Raw genomic sequence first — 16,538 nt, forward strand, 5'->3', positions numbered from 1 at the left:
ATCTGTCAGGCTAGATTGACAGGCATAGTGCCGTCAATCCAGCCTGACAAAATACGCCCTTCCCCGATGAGCCTCGTGCCGACGGGTTCAGCTCGAGGTCTGGCCGCGGCCCGCGCCGCGGTGCTCATGCCGGCCGCCGCGCCGGTGCGAGACCGGGCGCGGAAATGTACCGGTCAGCCGCTCGTGACGTGGGGCGGCATGGGTTCTCTACTCGGCGTGCTCGGCTGCGGCTTTCGGGAGTGCGAGCATCACGAGCGCCGTGATCAGGTAGAGCGCGGCGGAGGCGATCAGGACGATGCTGAGCGCGTGACTGTAGTCGGGCAGCACCGGTGTTCCGGTGGCTGAACCGGTGACGGCGGTGAAGAAGACCGTGCCGAGAACGGCGATGCCGACGGCGCCGCCGATCTGGTTGACGGTGGAGAGCACCCCGCCCGCGGCGCCTGCGTTGCGTCCGGGGACGCCGGCGAGGACGACGTTGACGAGGATGGGTGCGGCGAGACCGAGCCCGAGGCCACCGATGAAGAGTGCGAGGGCAAGGAGCCAGTAGCCGGGATCGCTGCCGTCCTTGACGATGGACCACAGGACGAGCTGGGATGCCGCGATGGTGAGCGAGCCGGTGATCAGGAGCGTTCTGCCCGCCTTGGCGGCCAGAGCGACGCCGAGGCCGGAGGTGATGATCGAGCCGAGCGCGTACGGGAGGATCACCAGGCCGGTCTCCCACGCGGTTCGTCCGGTTCCGTTCTGGAGGTAGACCGAGAGGGTGAGGAAGTACGACCCGATGCCGCCGAAGAAGAGCACCGAAGCGCCCAGGCCGACCGTGAAGGCGCGGATTCTCAGCAGTGCCGGGTCGAAGACGGGTTCGTCTCCGCGTCCGGTGAGGCGGCGCTCGTGGGCGAGGAAGATCGCGAGCACGATGATTCCGGCTGCGAGGAGGGCGTAGCCGGCCCAGGTCCATCCCCATGTCTCGGTCTGGATGATCGGCAGCAGCAGGAGAAGGATGCCCGTGGCCGCGAGGAGCGCGCCGGGCAGGTCCAGTCGCGCGGTCGAGGCGGAGCGGGACTCCGGCAGGACCTTCGCGCCGAGGACGAGCGCCAGGATCGAGACGGGCACGTTGATCCAGAAGATCGTGCGCCAGCCCAGGCCGAACAGGCCGGCGTCGACGAGCAGCCCGCCCAGCAGCGGGCCGGCGACCGAGGCGACGCCCTGAACCGCTCCATAGGCGCCGAACGCCTTGGCGCGCTCACCCGGGGCGAATGACGCCCGGATGATCCCGAACACCTGCGGGACCATGATCCCGGCGGTCAGTCCCTGCCCGGCCCGCATGCCGATGAGCATCCCCGGACCGGCGGCCAGCGCGCACAGCGCCGAGGTGACCATGAACCCGGCCAGCCCGATCATGAACAGCCGCTTGCGGCCGTACTGGTCACCGAGCCGTCCGCCGGTGATCAGGCCCGCTCCCAGGGCGAGGACGTAGGCGGCGATCGTCCACTGGATCTGAGCGTCACCGGCACCCAGGTCCCGGGCTATCGCCGGGGCCGCGACGGTGACGATCGTCGCGTCGAGAAGATCCATGAAGGAACCGAAGAGCACCACCAACATCGCCGCGGTCGCGCCGGCGCCGGCGATGGGTGCGGGTGAAGCCCCAGCTGTGCGGATGCCCTCTCGGGGGCTCGGTGAAGCGGTCATGCCGGCCACCATCACCGGCATAGTTGCCATCGAGTGACCGCTATCGGCGAGAGAATCGGAGAATCATGGCTGCTACTTCCGCACGGACGCTCAAACTGCTGTCGATCTTCGGGATCGGTGCGACCCTGACCGCCGAGGAACTCGCCACCCGCCTCGGAGCGTCGGTGAGAACCGTACGTCGCGATATCGACACGCTCCGGGACCTCGGGTACGAGATCGAGGCCGTCCGCGGAGCGGGCGGAGGGTATCGGCTCGGTCGCGCCAGCCGCCTGCCGCCGGTCGTCTTCGACGAGGACCAGGCCGTCGCCACGGCCGTCGCGCTCCAGACCGTGCCGACGGTCCTGTCCGGCATCCGCGAGAACGCGGCCCGTGCTCTCGCCACGCTGCACCAGGCGATGCCCGCCCGCAGCCGCCTGCACGCCGAAGCGTTCACCATCTCTCCCGCCCGCAACTACTGGGAGTTCCCCGCGTCACCGATCGACGCCGAGATGGTCCGCGCCGTCGGCACCGCGATCAACCGCCGGCACCTCGTTCGTGTGGACTACACCGGCGATGCCGAAACCATCACGCTCACGCTGGAACCACACGACCTCGTGGTCTGGGCCGCACGCTGGTACCTGGTCGCCTTCGACCCTGACGCCGGCCGATGGCGCGCGATGCGCATGGACCGCATCGAACCACACCCGCCCACGCACATCCCCTTCGACCGCCGTGACATCCCGCACGGCGATCCCGTCACCTTCGTCATGACCGCACACGACCGCGGAGACACCGCCGCCGAATGGCCATGCCGCGGCTCAGCCATCCTGGCCCTGCCCGCCTCCACCGTCGCCCGGTTCGCCCCCGGCGGATCAACAGTCCGGTACGGCACCGAAACCACGTGCCGGCTCACACTCGGCGCATGGTCATGGCCAGGACTGGCAGGACTGCTGCTCACGTTCGACGCCGACATCACAGACATCGAACCGGGTGAACTCAGGCAAGCCCTGCATTCCTTGCGCACCCGGATCAGCAAGGGACTCGGCGCGCACCTCTTACGAGACGACTCGTGAGGGGGTACAGGTGTCAACGCGGTGGCGACCGTGCGATACCCGGCGCCGTGCTTGCGTTGTAGCGCACGGTTCGACAGACCCGACCGGGCATCGTCAGCGGCGGTTCTCGGCTGCCCAAAGTGAGGCCTTCACCGTGTCGATTCTCCCCTCGGCGAGGGTGATGGTGGTGGCGAGCAATGCCAGGACGGCGGCGGGAACGCCGAGCACGGTGACCGACAGCCAGTCTTGAGCCAGACCGCCAAGTCCACCGCCCATCGCAACTCCGAGGTAGATCGCGGAGGAGTTGAGGCCAAGGAGAACTGGTGCCGAGGCGGGTGCAAGGATCACCAGCCGGTGTTGCTGCACGACGGAGACCATCCCGTCGGTGGCCCCCCATATCGCGGCCCAGGCGCACGCAACAACCAGGTGGCTGACGGTGAGTGGGCTGATCGCGAGCAGCACCGTGCCGCCGGCGAGTGCCACGACCGCGATCCCGCGTCCCGGAAGGTTGTCGACGAGATGGCCGGCGAGGAAGTTGCCGACCAGGACCCCGACGCCCCAGACGAACAGAATCATGGTGATGGCCTGGGGAAAGGACCCGGTCGTGGCGCCCGCGGTCACGGCTCCGATGTAGGTGTAGACGGTATAGTGCCCGGCCATCACCAGCAGCGTCACGACCAGAATGGTGAGCACCTTGGGCTGGCGCAACGGTGCCAAGCGGGCCGTCAGGCTTGTCGCCGGGAGCGTAACCTTGGGCAACGCTACCGAGATGCCGATCGCGGCAACGACGCCCAGGACCGCGACGGCCCAGAGCGTGAGGCGCCAGTCGACGCCGCCGATCAAGTTGCCCAGAGGCATGCCTAGCGCGGTTGACAAGGTCAGCCCACCGATGACCAGCGCCATGGCACGTCCCCGCCGTTCGGCAGGCATGATCGCGACAGCCGCGCTCGACGCGGTGGCCGTGATGGTGGCCGCCCCGACTGCGGTGAGGATCCGGGCCAGCCACGCCAGCAGGTAGGTCGGGCTGAGTGCGGTCACGACGTTGCCGACGACGAACACGATCAGCGCCAGCTGCAAAGCCTTGCGACGATCCAGTGGGCTCAACAGCCAACTCAGAACCGGCGCAGCGACAGCCAGCGTAAACGCGAACACGGTCACCAGCTGGCCAGCGGCCGGTAGACCTACCTCAAGGTCGGCGGCAATGGCCGGCAGGAGACCGGCTATCACGAACGCGTCGGTGCCGACCGCGAAGGTGGCCAGCGCCAGCGGAAGTAGCGGTCTGAGGAGGTGACCGGACCCCTTCGGTCCTGACCCGGTGGTCTCGGTGCGATTCAATCGTGGTTACCTGCCTGTTGGGACAGGCTGAACTCCACGCCCTGGTCATCGGTGCAGTGGGCGTAGGCACCAGACGGGATATTGACCGGATCTTCTGCTGTGCCTCCGAGTTCGCGTACCCGAGCGACAGCGGCGGTGATGTCGTCGACGGCGAAGAAGATGCGCGGGTGCCGTGACGAATCATCGTGCGGCGATCCGCCCATGGGCTCGGGTCCCTGGATCATCGAGTAACCCGGGAAGTTGCCCTCATAGAACGTCCAGCCGAACAGCGAGCCCCAGAACCGCTGGGTCGCTTCGATGTCCCCGCTCGGCAGCTCAAAGTAGGTGACCTGCCCACTCATGGCCTCTCCCATCTGCATGTCAGTCCTTCTGACATACAAGCTATGTCATACTACTGACATGACGCAAGACGAGGCCGTTGGGGACCTTGACCAGTCGGTGGGCTACGTCCTCAAGCAGGTGCAAGCGTCACTGCACACCGCGATGGATGAGGTGCTGCGTCCACTGGGTCTCACCGTTGCCCAATACGCATGCCTCGAACTGCTCGGCCAGCATCCGGGACTGTCCAACTCCGAACTCGCCCGCCGAGCCTTCGTCACGCGCCAGTCGATGAACGTCGTCCTTCGCCGGCTACAAGAGCGGGGCCTGCTCACCCGGCCTGCTCACGCCGCTCATGGGCGTGCACTGCCAACCGAGCTCACCGGAGCCGGACAATCGACGCTGCACGAGGCCAGTGTCGCCGTGCGCGCCGTCGAACGGCAGATCTTCGCGCCGTTGTCGCAGGAGCGGCAGCGCCGGCTACGCGAGGACCTTGCCTCCTGCGCAGCCTCTGCGGTCGCGAACCAGCCCGTCACACAGCCCTGAGAACCAGAACGTCACGCGGCCTGCCGTCGCGCAGCCGTCTCGGCCAGGGTTTCCCGGCCGAGCGTCTTTCTCGGTCTGGAGTTCAATTCAGCAGCGACGCGTCGAGCTCAACGCGGGTGTGCTGCGCGCAGAGCGCTGTCGGTACCTGAAGGCGCCCGACGCCGCGCCGATCGGCACCGTCGCCGACCGCTTAATGACGGGGCCGGGGTCCGGAAGCTGCGCTAGGTGTGGCGGCCCTGCCGCACCGATTCAGGATTTTCATCGTGTAGGGCACAGCCGTACACGATGACCTGAACCACGCTCTGGACGACGTCCCTGCTGACGCTCCCTGGTGGCGCGGTGACCAGGGTGAACAGCGCACCCCCGTAGAGCGCGATCAGCGCGGGAATCTTCTCGCGTGGGATGGCGAGGCCGAGTTTGTCGTGGTGCCCGGCGGTGATCTGCACCGACATGTCCTGCAGGCCCGCGAGCGCCGAGGCGAGCAGCGGCCGGCGCACGGCCTCCAGTTGAAGTTCGAAGATTGCCAGATAGCGGTTGCGCAGTGTGGTCGCCGCTGTGAGCAGCGATTCCGTCAGCAGGTGGACCAGCGTCGCGGGCTGCCCGGTGGCCCGGTCGGTGTCGGCGTGATGCAGCTCGGCGATGCGCTCCGCGGCGGCCACCAGCAGCGCTTCCCGGCTGCGGAAGTAGTTCGAGGCCGTTCCCGGCGGGAGATCTGCTTCCTTCTCCACCGCGCGGTGGGTCAGTCCATGCACGCCCGACGACGCCAGTAGCTCGATGGCGGCATCGGTTAGGGCTCGGCGACGGGCCGGGTTGGTGGGCGGCATGCGACCATGCTACCAATAGCCGTACTAGTACGATCGTAGTGAATAGGCGAGGAGGTCTCATGAGGATCGTGGTGGTCGGTGCCGGGCTCGGAGGAGTGACGGCCGCGGTGGGGCTGCATCGCCTGGGCCACGAGGTGACACTCTTCGAACGGGGCGCCGAACTCCGGGAAGCGGGCACCGGGATCGTGGTCATGCCCAACGGGCTCCGCGCGCTGGACGCGCTGGGGCTGGCTGAAGACGTTCGCGGGCACATCATGCCTGCCGCCCGCGCGGGATTGCGGGACTGGCGCGGACGCCCGCTGCTGATCACCGATGCGGTCCAGGCGCAGCAGAAGGTCGGGACGCCCGCCATCATCGACCGGGCTGAACTGCACCGGGCGCTACGCGCCCCGCTGCCCGCCGACCTGGTGCGAACCGCGACCCCGGTCGAGCGCCTGGAGCCCGACCCCACCGGGGTAACCGTGATCAGCGACGGCGACCCCGTCGCAAGAGCGGACGCCGTGATCGCGGCCGACGGCATCGGCAGCAAGCTGCGCGAACAGCTCTTTCCCGGCCACCCCGGGCTACGGCGGACCGGCCGGATGGACCTGCGCGGCATGCTGCCCCGCCCTCCCGGCCCGGTAACAGACCTGCTCGCCAGCCAGTTGGTCGACCGCCGCAGCGGGGCGATGTTCGGCCTGTTCCCCGTCGGCGAGCACCGCCTGTACTGGTTCACCGACTCCGTCCTGCACGGCACGCCGCCCGGCGCGGAGGAGGCACGCCGGCAGATGCTGTCCCTGATGGCCGACTGGCACCCCCTCGTCACGGCACTGATCGAGGCCACCCCGCCCGCCGACATCTACGTCGACCCGATCGCTCGCCTGGCCGAACCCCTGCCCTCGTTCACGGTCGGCAGGGTCGCGCTCCTCGGCGACGCCGCGCACGCCATGCCACCCGACCTCGGCCAGGGCGCCAGCCAGGCCTTCGAAGACGCGGCCGCACTAACCCGCCACCTGAGCGGCGCAGAGCCGTCAGACGTCGCCCAGCGGCTCCTGCGCTACGACGCCGAGCGCAGGCCCAGCGCCAACCGCATGATGCGGGCGGCGTCCCGGCAATCGCGGCTGACCTCCCAGACCGGCGTCGCCGCGTGGCTTCGCGACGCGTTGCTGCGCGCGATACCATCCCGGCTGGCCACCCGGCAGCTTGCCGCCCTCTGGCACGCCTAATCAGTGGTCGTAGGCAATCAGCGATCGGGTGATGGGCCGGCCGGTGTGGCGGTTGTGCCAGATGGCGGCGGTCAGGGCCAGGGTTCCCCGCCACACCTCCTCGATCCGGTCGTCGAGATGGCACCGGGTGTGGCGGGACGACGACATCAGGCGTTCACGGGGACGGGCTCGGCGGTCGTACGCGCCGATGCCACGCCCACGGCCAGCAGCCCGAGACCGGCCACAACCGTTGCCGGGATGATCACCAGCCCTTCCACCACGGGCAGGCCCGGACCGACGACCAGCACCAGAGCGGCGACCAGCAGTGCCGCGCCCGCCAGCCGCACCGACCGCCGCGCTCCGCGCCACGCGAGCCCCGCCCCGAACGCCACCAGCGACGCCATCCACATCATCCCGGCCACTGCGTTGACCGCGCCGCCGCCACCGGCCTCCACCTGTTCGGCGACGCCGTGCAGGGGCGCGACGTACGCCTCGAACCAGGCGCCCGGAGCGAGGGCCGCGAATGCGATCGCCAGCATGACCCCGCCGATCGAGGCCAGTTTGGACGGCCGGAGCGCCTGGCTCACGGCGATCAGCAGGGGGAGCCCGGCGGTGATCAGCAGGCCGCCCAGAGCGAAGATGAGGTGTGCCGCCTCCCAGGTCGGGGCGGAGTGGGCGGCTTCGCTGTGCTCCAGGGGGTGCAGGACGTTTCCGAGGGCGAACAGGATGCCGCCGCTGCCCACCAGGCTGCCGGCCAGGATTCGCATGTTCATGGTCTTCTTCTCTCCTTCGGGTTCCGCCGGGCGGTGGGTCCGCTCCGGTGCCGGAGCGGCACGGCGACGACCCCGTCCGGTGACTCGGCGTGTGACCGGGGGCGATGTCGTGTGCATGACCAGCAGTCCACCCGCCCACCGGTCCCACCCGCCTGAGCGGCGGGTCCCCATCGGGTCCCGGTTTGGGGAAGGGCCTCCTCCGGCCTACTGGTGGGGCCCGCGAGGTCCCGGGCGGGGCGGGACTCTGGTCCCATTGCCCTGGATGGGACATGACTGGACGATGCTCCTGTGCGTGTTTCCACCTGGCAGCCCTGGGCGATTCCCGGTGCGGCCGCAGCGGCCGTCCTGATCGGCACCGTTCTCACGGTCAACGTCCCGGTCCAGGACGCCACGTACCTTCTGCTGGACGCCGTCGTAGGGCTGACCTATCCGCTGGTGGGGGCGTTGATCGTGGCGCGGCAACCCCGTAATCCCATCGGGTGGCTGTTCTGCCTGGGCGGCACAGGGCTGGCGTTGCAGGCGCTGGCGGGCGGGTACAGCGTGTACGGCCAAGCCCACGGATGGCCAGGCACCGAGTTCAGCTCCTGGGTGGTCAACTGGGTGTTCTTCACCGGGTTCGGGCCGTTGTTCCTGCTGCCGGCGTTCCTGCCCGACGGGCGGTTGCCGTCGCGGAGGTGGCGGCCGGTCATGGGGGCGCTCATCGCGGCGCTGGCCATCCTGCAGGTCGTGCTCATGTTCAGGGACATGGTGTGGGTCTGGGGGAGTGAGCGGCCCAGCCCGGTGGGGTTCGTGCCGACCGAGATCATCGCAGCCTGTTTCGGGGTGGTGGTGAGCGTGGCGGCCGTCGTGGGGGCGGTCGCGCTGGTCGTGCGGGTGCGGCGGGCTCAGGATCGGCGTCAGCTCATGCCGGTGCTCCCGGCCGCCGTCGCCATCGCGCTGGCGGCGCTCGTCGACTCCGCCCATTCCGGCGGTACGTGGTCCGTCGGGATCTGGCTGCTGGCGCTGACCTTGCCTGCCCTGCCGCTGGCCACCGCCGTGTCGATCTTCCGATACCGGCTGTTCGACATCGAGGTGCTGATCCGGCGTACCGTCGTGTACGTCCTGGTCGCGGCGCTGCTGCTGGGCGCCTACATGGCCACCGTCACCACCCTGAACGGGCTGTTCAGGCAGCAAGGCGGTGTTCTGGAGTCGTTGCTGGCCACCGGCGTCGTGGCGGTGGCGTTCGCGCCGGCGCGCGATGCCGTGCAGCGGGCCGTGAGCCGCCTGCTGTTCGGCAACCGGGGGGAGCCCGCCGCGGCCCTGTCCCATCTCGGGCAGCGGCTGGAGGCGACGGCCGCGCCGACCGAGCTGCTCGACGGCGCGGCCGAGACCGTGGCGCGAACGTTGCGGGTGCCGGCCGTCGCCGTGCTCACCGCCGCCGGGGTTCCCGTCTCGGTCTTCGGTGGCGTTCCCGAGGATGGCGTACGCATCCCGCTGCTGAGCGGTGGGCGGACGGAGGGGGAGCTCCGGGCGGCGCCCCGCTCTCCAGGGGAGCCGCTGAGCAGGGCGGATCGGGCGGTGCTCGACGATCTGGCGCCCCACTTGGCGGTGGCCCTGGCGGCGGTGCGGCTGGCCACGGAGGTCAGGGACTCGCGCGAGCGCCTGGTCAAGGCGCGCGAGGAGGAGCGCCGCCGCCTGCGCCGCGACCTGCACGACGGCCTCGGCGCGGACCTGGCCACGATCGGGGTGAGGTTGTACGTGATCGAGGCCACGGCGCCACCAGAGCTGCGCGAGCAGGTCACCGGCGTCAGGGAGCTGGCCCAGGCGATCGTCGGAGACGTCCGGAGGATTGTCCACGACCTGCGCCCACCGGCCTTGGACGAGCTGGGCCTCTCCGGAGCCCTGGAGGACCTCGCGCTGGACGCCCAGCTGGGCCCGAACGTCGCCGTCACCATCCCCGAACCGCTGCCCGCCCTCCCCGCCGCCGTGGAGGTCGCCGCGTACCGGATCACGCAGGAGGCCCTGTCCAACGCGCTCAAGCACGCCGACGCCGCCAACGTGGAGATCACCGCAACGGCCGTGCCCGACCGGCTGGTGCTGCGGATCCGCGATGACGGGCGCGGCCTGCCGGAGCCGCTGCGCGAGGGCGTAGGATCCGGCAGCATGCGAGAACGCGCCGCCGAAGTGGGCGGTGACCTGCGACGTTCGTCCGAGCCCGGGCGCGGGACTCTCGTGGAGGCGGTGCTTCCCCTATGAACGACCCCATTCGCGTGCTGCTGGTGGACGACCACCCGCTGCTCCGCCACGGCCTCAAGGCGCTGCTTGAACAGATCGGCGGCGCCGAGGTCGTCGGCGAGGCCGGCGACGGCGAGGAGGCCATCGAGCTCGCGCTCTCCCTCGAACCCGACGTCGTCGTGATGGACCTCGTCATGCCCGGCATGTCCGGCACCGAGGCGACCCGGCAGCTCATCGACCGCCGCCCCGACCTCGGCGTGCTCGTGCTCACCATGAGCGAGGACGACGCGTCCGTGTTCGCCGCGCTGCGGGCGGGCGCGCGCGGCTACGTGCTCAAGGGCACCGCCGGTCCCGACTTCCTCGCCGCCGTGTCCGCCGTCGCCAGGGGAGAGGCGGTGTACGGGCCGGGCGTGGCGCGCAGGATCCGCCGCTTCCTGACCAGCGGGCCCGACAGCGGCCCGTTCCCCGAGCTCACCCAGCGGGAGCGGGAGATCCTCGACCTGCTCGCCTCCGGCAAGTCCAACGCGGAGATCGCGCGGGTCCTGTTCCTCAGCCAGAAGACCGTCAAGAACCACCTCACGTCCATCTTCGCCAAGCTCCAGGTGGCCGACCGCGCCCAGGCAGTGGTCCGCGCCCGCCGCGCGGGCTTGGGCGAATGACACGGCTTCCCCTGGCGCGATGAGTTCCGGCCGGGTCGCGGGTCTGTTCTGGTGACCGTCGTAGGGCGTCGTACTACGACGCCCGGCGCCAGACACCACGGGAGGACACCATGACGACCACGCCGAGTGACCCGACCACCGCGCTGCCCGGCCGGCCGCCCATCGTCGACCTGGCCACCTGGCAGGCCGCCCGTGATGAGCTTCTGGTCCGCGAGAAGGCCCACACCCGCGAGGGCGACGCCATCGCCGCGGCCCGCCGCCGGCTACCGATGGTGGAGCTCGACGGGACGGTCGAGGTCGTCGGACCCGATGGTCCGGTCCCGTTCCTGGACCTGTTCCAGGGCCGGGACGAGCTCGTGGTTTACAAGCACATGTGGTACGACGGCGCGCCGCACCAGGGGCAGTGCGAGGGCTGCACGACCACGGCTTGGCACCTGAAGGACGCCGTCTACCTCAACGCCCGCGGCGTCTCGTTCGCCATCCTGACCACGGGCCCGTGGGACGAGGTGGCCTCCTTCGCCGAGTTCATGGGCTACACCCAGCCCTGGTACTCGGTGCGCGACGTGGACGCGCCGATCGGCGGAGAAATGGGTTACCTCACCTGCTTCCTGCGCGACGGCGACCGCGTGTTCCTCACCTACTCCACCACGGGCCGTGGCAACGAGCGGGTCAACGGGTCCCTCGGCCTGCTCGACATGACGCCCTACGGCCGCGGCGAGACGTGGGAGGACAACCCCCAGGGCTGGCCCAACAAGGGGCGCGGCCCGTCCTGGTCCTGGCGCTCGGACGCGGACGGGAACGCCACCTGGGGCCCGACCGGCCGCCCCGTGCCGCAGTGGACCCGCCCCGGCGCGACCCCCGTGGAGACCCTCGGCCGGCGCGGCCACCACCACTGACAGACCTTCGTCGACGGCGCCAGGACGCGATCTTCTACTTGGTCCGCGGTGGGATCGCCTGGGCGCGGGAGCAGCCGCCACGGGTGTACGGCTTGCAGAAGCCGAGGACAGCGCCCGGTCAGCTGATCTCGATGTAGTCCAGCTCGGCCCAGCGCGTCTGGTGTTGGAACCGCAGGGTGTTCCAGCCGGCGGTCAGCGTGAGCTGGGCGGGCACCTGCGTCCAGTTGTCCCAGCCGCGGTTGGGGTAGCTCAGCGCCAACTGCGTCGACCCGTTCACCGTCACCAGGTGCTGCGCGTCGCCGTACCCGGCGGCGTAGGCCACGTACGCGGTGTAGGCCCCGGCGACCGGCGCGAACACCCGGACGTCGACCCAGCTGTCCGCGTAGTCGATCTTGGCGACCACGGCGCCCTGGGACGCGCCCGCCGCGCCGGTGCGGACCTCGGCATGGTTGAGCGTGCCCCGCTCGGCCTCGTAGCGGACCCGGCTGCCGCGGACCACCGGGTAGTCGTCGGCCCAGCCCAGCTCCGCGGTGTACATGTGGCGTGCGTTGCTCACCCAGCCGTGGAAGAACACGCGGTTGCCGAGCACGTCGGTCCCGCCGGGGCCTTGGACGGCCCCGTCGAAGGTGGCGGTCGTCATCAGCGGCCGGTACGCCTTGGTGTAGGGCCCGGTGAGCGACGGGGACACGGCGTAGCTGGTGAAGTAGCCGTTGCCTGTGTAGGAGCCGGCCGAGTAGAAGAGCACGTAGTGGGAGGGCCGCTTGACGAGCACGGGAGCCTCGATCACCCCGGCCTCCTCGGGCCGGTCGTTGCGGATGAGCTCAGTGCGGCCGCCGACGAAGGTGACGCCGTCCGCGCCGACCTGTTGCAGCCACAGGATGGTGGGCCGGCCGACGGCGTTGCCGTCGTTCTTGTAGACCAGGTACCTCTTGCCATCGGTGTCGACGAAGCTCGACGGGTCGATGTCGCCGCCCTCGCTCGCGTTGCAGACGAGCGGTCCGTTACCGGCGGGCTGGAAGGGGCCGAGCGGGTTCGCCGAGGTCGCGGCGCCGATGCACATGCGCCCGGTCGCGGTGCTGGGGGCGGTGAAGTACATCAGGTAGCGGCCGTCGGGGAGACGGGAGACGTCGGGCGCCCAGAAGCCGCCGCTGCCCGCCCAGGACGGCTTGGCGGGCAGCGCGTCCCCGCGTACGGTCCACGGGCCGGTGGCGGACGGCGCGCTCGCGACCGGTATGCGCCCGGCCGAACTGCTGGCGGAGTAGGCGTAGAAGGTGGAGCCGACCTGGATGACGTCCGGATCGGGGAAGTCGGCGCGGATGACGGCCGTCGGGGCCACGGCGGCCCCCGCGGGTCCGGCCGACGCCGCCCCGGCTGCCGGCAACCAGGCCGCGGCGGCGCTGCACACCAGGAAGAGACAGCCGAGCAGCCGCATGGGGGACCTCCGATCATCCGTAATCTCGGGTATAGGCGATTACGGCGCCGCAGGGAAGGGGCTCGCCTGACGGGCGGATCCTGTTCATGCTCGGCGACACGTTCGAGGAGCCCGCGTCGGGGGCGGATGGTGGCGCTCGCCGGTGACTCGCTGCACCTGTCGGTGAGCCATCCGCACTAGGCATCCTTGATGCTGCCCGAGAGACTGCGGCACATCTTGTCGGAGCTGGCCAGCCAGATGACCCTGAACTGGTAGCCCTGGGCCTCCCGGAGCACGGTGTCGGCGCAGAACGTGGCTGTCGGGGGACCCTCCGCCCGCACGCCAAAGCCAGGAATGAATTCCACCTGCTTGGCCAGCAGGCAGACCGCATCCTCCGCCAACGCCTCCACGTCGCCTCGCACCACGGCCACGACGCCCAGCGACCAGCTGTACTCGGGATCCTGGTAGACCGAGATCGCCAGATGGTCGTTCTCGTACGCGCAGTCCACGGCATCCGCCACCAGGACGACCTGCTTGGCGAAGCTCGTCAGCCCCGTGCGGAACCTGCGCAATTCCCTCTTTGCATCCATCTCCTCTTGCGGGATGGCGTCGAGCACGAGGCCGAGGAAGCCGTTCACCCCGAGGCAGGGGTTCGTGGCGATCCGCTCGACGCCCTCGAGCGAGGGCAGCAGCGAGCGGGTGATCGGCCCGGCCTTGGGGCAGAAGCCCTTCTTGGCCGGCGGTGGGTTCTTGGGCTGCGCCTGGGGCGGCTGATCGGCGCCGGCCTGATCGCCCTGGTGCTCGCACCCGGTGAGGAAGCTGAGGGACAGGATCGCGATCAACAGCCCGCTGACGGCGAAGCGACGATTCATGGGATCAAGCGTGTGATCCCGATCGCCGGGTCGTCTTGAGTAGCCCCCTACTCAAACGCGCGCAGTGACGCGGATCACCGTCACCGGCGGCGCATCGCTGTCACAAACCCCCGGCCTGATTGCGTCTTGTGAGTAGGCAAGGTTAGGGGGTTCCAATGCTTTCGTTGTTGGCCAAGCGCCGCTCGTTTCAGTTCTCCCACTGGTCGTTCATGTTCGCGGAAATCGCCGTCTGGTCGTTCGTCGTTCTGGCGGTGACCGGGGCGGTGCTGATGGTGTTCTACGAGCCCAGCATGTCCCAGGTGACCTATGACGGCTCGTACGGCCCGCTGCGCGGTCTCTTCGTCAGCGAGGCCTTCGACTCGACCATGCATCTGAGCCTGGAGGTGCGCGGCGGCCTGCTCATCCGCCAGGCCCACCACTGGGCGGCGCTCATCTTCGTGGCGGCCGTCGTGCTGCAGCTGCTGCGGATGTTCCTCACCGGCGCGTTCCGCCGCCCGCGCACCGGGCAGTGGCTGATCTGGGTGACGCTGCTGGCGCTGGGCATGGCCGCGGGCGAGACCGGCAACGCCCTGCCTGACGACATGCTGTCGGGCGGGAGCCTGTGGCTGATCATGTCGGTCGTGCAGTCCATCCCCGTGGTGGGAACCTGGGCGATGTCGCTGCTGTTCGGCCCGGACTTCCCCGGCGACAGGGTCATTCCGGTCATGTACGGGGGGCACCTGCTGGTCGCGGTCGTCATGGCCGCGCTGCTGATCGCCCGTGAGCTGCTGGTGCGGCGGCACGGCCACTCCCGGTTCATCGCCTCGCTGCCGGCTCGGCGCAACGCACGCCCGATGATGGCGCTCGCCACGATCGGCATGCTGATCATCCTCGGGTTCGGATTCCAGATCGCCCCGATCTGGCTGTACGGCCCCGCCAAGCCGACGCAGATCTCGGCAGGCTCGGTTCCCGACTGGTACATGGGGTTCCTCGACGGCGCCCTCCGGATCATGCCCGCGTGGGAACTCACCCTCGGGGACTACACGCTCAGCCTCGCCGTCCTCGTCCCCACCCTGGTCGTCCCCGGGGTCTTCTTCACCGCCCTGGCCGCGTACCCGATGGTCGAGCGCTTCCTCCGCTCGCGACGCAGCCGCCGTGACGCGCTGGGCCGGCCCAAGACCACGAGCCGCATGGCCCGCGAGAGGCCCGCGCATGACCTGCTCGATCGGCCACGCGAGACGCCGGTGAAGACGGCCATCGCGGCCGCCGGCGTCACGTTCTACGGCCTGCTGTGGGCGGCCGCGGCCAATGACCAGATCGCCCACCAGTTCCACCTCACCGTCGACGCTGTGACGATCTTCTTCAGGTTCGCCGTGGTCATCGGTCCTGTCCTCGCCTTCGTCATCACCCGGTCGATCTGCCTCGCACTTCAGCAGACGGATCACCATGTGGCCGAGCACGGTGTGGAGACCGGGATCATCACGCGGTCCCCGGACGGCGGATTCCACGAGCGGCTGGCGCCGGCGCAGCAAGAGCGCCGCGAGCCGGCGATCACCTCGGGGAGATGACCGTGGCATCGACCAGGCCACAGGTGGTGATCGTCGGAGCCGGGGTCGCCGGATATCAGGCGGCGCGCACCCTGTCGCGCAAGGTGGGAGACGGCGCGGAGATCGTGCTGGTCAACCCGACCGGCGCCGCCCTGCATCCGGAGCTGCTCCCGCAGGTGATGACGGGCGTCCTCAGCCCGGATCGGGTGAGCGTGCCGCTGGCCGAGACGCTGCCGGGCGTGCGGGTGGTGCTCGGCACGGTCACCCACATCGACGCCCACGCCCGCCGCGTGCTTTACGACGGCGGCGTGCTGGACTACGACCGGCTGATCGTCGCGGCGGGAGGCGTGAGCGAAGTCGCCCAGGTCTCCGCGGTCTCGGCGCACAGCGTCGGCTTCCACAACGTCGGCCAGGCCCTCCAGCTGCGCGATCACATCCACCGGCAGCTTTCCCTGGCCGCCGCGAGCACCGATCCCTTCGAACGCGCGGCGCACTGCACGTTCGTCGTGCTCGGCGCGGGATACGCGGGCACGGCGGCGGCCTCGGCCGGGCAGTCGCTGTCCCAGTCGATCGCCTGCCGCGACCCGCGGTTGCGCGAGCAGCCGATCCGCTGGATCCTGGCCGATCCCGCCGAGTGGCTGCTGCCTGACATGCGGCACCGCCTGTCCAGGGCCACGGCACGGATGCTGCGGTCGCGGGGTGTGGAGGTCCGTACGCAGACCTCGCTCGGCCAGGTCACCTCCCGGGGGCTGCGGCTCACCGACGGCGAGTTCATCCCCACCCGCACGATCGTGTGGACCTTCGGGGTACGCCCGGATCCGCTCGTGACCAACCTCGGACTGGCGGCCGAGCAAGGCAGGATCAGGGTGGACGAGCACCTCGCCGTGCCCGGCCATCCCGAGATCCACGTCTGCGGCGACGTGGCCGCCGTCCCCGACCTCACCAGGCCCGGCAAGATCACCCCGATGAGCGGGCAGCATGCCCTGCGCCAAGGCCGGCTGGCGGGCGGCAACGTCGCGGCCTCCATCGGGTACGGCTCGCGCCGACCGTACCAGCACAGGATCCACGACTCCATCGTGGATCTGGTCCGGACGTGGGAGCAGCCGCTGCGGGTGGCATGAATCGTGGTAGCGGAAGTAACAACAATCTAATAGCAGCTTGACCACATCGCCTTTACTCAATACGGTGGTATCACCGCTACCGCGATGTGGGGAGCAGTCCCTGATGCCTGAGCGTCATCGGTACCGAGCATCGTGGTCTGGC

Annotated in this window: 17 protein-coding genes; 9 read left to right on the forward strand and 8 right to left on the reverse strand. The window is 69.9% G+C overall.

Going from position 1 to position 16,538, the window contains the following annotated elements:
• Nucleotides 1–207: 207 nt before the first annotated feature.
• Nucleotides 208–1,572, reverse strand: coding sequence for an MFS transporter (locus OHA25_RS15585; protein WP_327588278.1), 1,365 nt, complete (start codon nucleotides 1,570–1,572; stop codon nucleotides 208–210).
• On the opposite strand from OHA25_RS15585, the gene OHA25_RS15590 reads away from it, so the two are divergent.
• Both OHA25_RS15590 and OHA25_RS15595 read left to right on the forward strand, forming a co-directional pair.
• Nucleotides 1,571–1,723 carry a hypothetical protein gene (locus tag OHA25_RS15590; protein WP_327588279.1) on the forward strand — a complete coding sequence of 51 codons (153 nt, stop codon included), beginning with the start codon at nucleotides 1,571–1,573 and terminating at the stop codon, nucleotides 1,721–1,723. The genes OHA25_RS15585 and OHA25_RS15590 overlap by 2 nt on opposite strands.
• Nucleotides 1,724–1,751: 28 nt before the next feature.
• Nucleotides 1,752–2,738, forward strand: coding sequence for a helix-turn-helix transcriptional regulator (locus OHA25_RS15595; protein WP_327588280.1), 987 nt, complete (start codon nucleotides 1,752–1,754; stop codon nucleotides 2,736–2,738).
• A 93-nt stretch (nucleotides 2,739–2,831) separates the two neighbouring features.
• Here OHA25_RS15595 and OHA25_RS15600 read toward each other — a convergent pair whose 3' ends face one another.
• Both OHA25_RS15600 and OHA25_RS15605 read right to left on the reverse strand, forming a co-directional pair.
• Nucleotides 2,832–4,052, reverse strand: a complete 1,221-nt coding sequence (locus OHA25_RS15600; RefSeq protein WP_327588281.1) for an MFS transporter — start codon at nucleotides 4,050–4,052, stop codon at nucleotides 2,832–2,834.
• Entirely contained in the window at nucleotides 4,049–4,411 is a 363-nt protein-coding gene (locus tag OHA25_RS15605; protein ID WP_327588282.1) for a VOC family protein, read from the reverse strand. Before OHA25_RS15605 ends, OHA25_RS15600 begins: the two co-directional genes overlap by 4 nt.
• Nucleotides 4,412–4,451: 40 nt before the next feature.
• Between OHA25_RS15605 and OHA25_RS15610 the strand changes: the two genes are divergently transcribed.
• A complete protein-coding gene (locus OHA25_RS15610; RefSeq protein WP_327588283.1) occupies nucleotides 4,452–4,916 on the forward strand; it encodes a MarR family winged helix-turn-helix transcriptional regulator in 465 nt (154 codons plus the stop codon).
• 221 nt (nucleotides 4,917–5,137) lie between these two features.
• On the opposite strand, the gene OHA25_RS15615 is transcribed toward OHA25_RS15610, so the two are convergent.
• Nucleotides 5,138–5,740: a TetR/AcrR family transcriptional regulator gene (locus OHA25_RS15615; RefSeq protein WP_327588284.1), complete on the reverse strand. Its 603-nt coding sequence runs from the start codon at nucleotides 5,738–5,740 to the stop codon at nucleotides 5,138–5,140.
• A 59-nt stretch (nucleotides 5,741–5,799) separates the two neighbouring features.
• On the opposite strand from OHA25_RS15615, the gene OHA25_RS15620 reads away from it, so the two are divergent.
• On the forward strand, nucleotides 5,800–6,945 hold the full coding sequence (locus OHA25_RS15620) for an FAD-dependent monooxygenase (RefSeq protein WP_327588285.1): 1,146 nt from the start codon (nucleotides 5,800–5,802) through the stop codon (nucleotides 6,943–6,945).
• On the opposite strand, the gene OHA25_RS15625 is transcribed toward OHA25_RS15620, so the two are convergent.
• Together OHA25_RS15625 and OHA25_RS15630 are read right to left on the reverse strand one after the other, a co-directional pair.
• Nucleotides 6,946–7,092 (reverse strand): hypothetical protein, encoded by a 147-nt coding sequence (locus OHA25_RS15625; RefSeq protein WP_327588286.1) that lies wholly within the window; start codon nucleotides 7,090–7,092, stop codon nucleotides 6,946–6,948.
• Nucleotides 7,092–7,697 carry a hypothetical protein gene (locus tag OHA25_RS15630; RefSeq protein WP_327588287.1) on the reverse strand — a complete coding sequence of 202 codons (606 nt, stop codon included), beginning with the start codon at nucleotides 7,695–7,697 and terminating at the stop codon, nucleotides 7,092–7,094. Before OHA25_RS15630 ends, OHA25_RS15625 begins: the two co-directional genes overlap by 1 nt.
• A gap of 288 nt (nucleotides 7,698–7,985) precedes the next feature.
• Between OHA25_RS15630 and OHA25_RS15635 the strand changes: the two genes are divergently transcribed.
• From OHA25_RS15635 to OHA25_RS15645, 3 genes are all read left to right on the forward strand, one after another.
• Nucleotides 7,986–9,932 carry a sensor histidine kinase gene (locus tag OHA25_RS15635; RefSeq protein ID WP_327588288.1) on the forward strand — a complete coding sequence of 649 codons (1,947 nt, stop codon included), beginning with the start codon at nucleotides 7,986–7,988 and terminating at the stop codon, nucleotides 9,930–9,932.
• Nucleotides 9,929–10,570, forward strand: coding sequence for a response regulator transcription factor (locus OHA25_RS15640; RefSeq protein ID WP_327588289.1), 642 nt, complete (start codon nucleotides 9,929–9,931; stop codon nucleotides 10,568–10,570). The genes OHA25_RS15635 and OHA25_RS15640 overlap by 4 nt, the downstream gene beginning before the upstream one ends.
• A gap of 110 nt (nucleotides 10,571–10,680) precedes the next feature.
• Nucleotides 10,681–11,466 (forward strand): DUF899 domain-containing protein, encoded by a 786-nt coding sequence (locus OHA25_RS15645; protein WP_327588290.1) that lies wholly within the window; start codon nucleotides 10,681–10,683, stop codon nucleotides 11,464–11,466.
• 118 nt (nucleotides 11,467–11,584) lie between these two features.
• Here the strand turns inward: OHA25_RS15645 and OHA25_RS15650 are convergent, their stop codons facing one another.
• Nucleotides 11,585–12,898 (reverse strand): family 43 glycosylhydrolase, encoded by a 1,314-nt coding sequence (locus OHA25_RS15650; protein ID WP_327588291.1) that lies wholly within the window; start codon nucleotides 12,896–12,898, stop codon nucleotides 11,585–11,587.
• Nucleotides 12,899–13,074: 176 nt separating this feature from the next.
• Nucleotides 13,075–13,749 (reverse strand): hypothetical protein, encoded by a 675-nt coding sequence (locus tag OHA25_RS15655; RefSeq protein ID WP_327588292.1) that lies wholly within the window; start codon nucleotides 13,747–13,749, stop codon nucleotides 13,075–13,077.
• A gap of 155 nt (nucleotides 13,750–13,904) precedes the next feature.
• Between OHA25_RS15655 and OHA25_RS15660 the strand changes: the two genes are divergently transcribed.
• Both OHA25_RS15660 and OHA25_RS15665 read left to right on the forward strand, forming a co-directional pair.
• Complete coding sequence (locus tag OHA25_RS15660) at nucleotides 13,905–15,296, forward strand: cytochrome b (RefSeq protein WP_327588293.1); 1,392 nt, start codon at nucleotides 13,905–13,907, stop codon at nucleotides 15,294–15,296.
• Nucleotides 15,297–15,298: 2 nt separating this feature from the next.
• Entirely contained in the window at nucleotides 15,299–16,396 is a 1,098-nt protein-coding gene (locus OHA25_RS15665) for an NAD(P)/FAD-dependent oxidoreductase (protein WP_327588294.1), read from the forward strand.
• The last annotated feature ends 142 nt before the right edge of the window (nucleotides 16,397–16,538 follow it).

Origin of the sequence: Nonomuraea sp. NBC_00507 (genome assembly GCF_036013525.1) — a bacterium.
Lineage (GTDB): Bacteria > Actinomycetota > Actinomycetes > Streptosporangiales > Streptosporangiaceae > Nonomuraea.

Bases quoted from the DNA above. Each gene is read 5' to 3' on its own strand.
- OHA25_RS15590 (WP_327588279.1), top strand. From the start codon at position 1,571: ATGAAGGAACCGAAGAGCACCACCAACATCGCCGCGGTCGCGCCGGCG.
- OHA25_RS15585 (WP_327588278.1), bottom strand. From the start codon at position 1,572: ATGGATCTTCTCGACGCGACGATCGTCACCGTCGCGGCCCCGGCGATA.
- OHA25_RS15595 (WP_327588280.1), top strand. From the start codon at position 1,752: ATGGCTGCTACTTCCGCACGGACGCTCAAACTGCTGTCGATCTTCGGG.
- OHA25_RS15605 (WP_327588282.1), bottom strand. From the start codon at position 4,411: ATGCAGATGGGAGAGGCCATGAGTGGGCAGGTCACCTACTTTGAGCTG.
- OHA25_RS15610 (WP_327588283.1), top strand. From the start codon at position 4,452: ATGACGCAAGACGAGGCCGTTGGGGACCTTGACCAGTCGGTGGGCTAC.
- OHA25_RS15615 (WP_327588284.1), bottom strand. From the start codon at position 5,740: ATGCCGCCCACCAACCCGGCCCGTCGCCGAGCCCTAACCGATGCCGCC.
- OHA25_RS15620 (WP_327588285.1), top strand. From the start codon at position 5,800: ATGAGGATCGTGGTGGTCGGTGCCGGGCTCGGAGGAGTGACGGCCGCG.
- OHA25_RS15625 (WP_327588286.1), bottom strand. From the start codon at position 7,092: ATGTCGTCGTCCCGCCACACCCGGTGCCATCTCGACGACCGGATCGAG.
- OHA25_RS15630 (WP_327588287.1), bottom strand. From the start codon at position 7,697: ATGAACATGCGAATCCTGGCCGGCAGCCTGGTGGGCAGCGGCGGCATC.
- OHA25_RS15640 (WP_327588289.1), top strand. From the start codon at position 9,929: ATGAACGACCCCATTCGCGTGCTGCTGGTGGACGACCACCCGCTGCTC.
- OHA25_RS15645 (WP_327588290.1), top strand. From the start codon at position 10,681: ATGACGACCACGCCGAGTGACCCGACCACCGCGCTGCCCGGCCGGCCG.
- OHA25_RS15650 (WP_327588291.1), bottom strand. From the start codon at position 12,898: ATGCGGCTGCTCGGCTGTCTCTTCCTGGTGTGCAGCGCCGCCGCGGCC.
- OHA25_RS15655 (WP_327588292.1), bottom strand. From the start codon at position 13,749: ATGAATCGTCGCTTCGCCGTCAGCGGGCTGTTGATCGCGATCCTGTCC.
- OHA25_RS15660 (WP_327588293.1), top strand. From the start codon at position 13,905: ATGCTTTCGTTGTTGGCCAAGCGCCGCTCGTTTCAGTTCTCCCACTGG.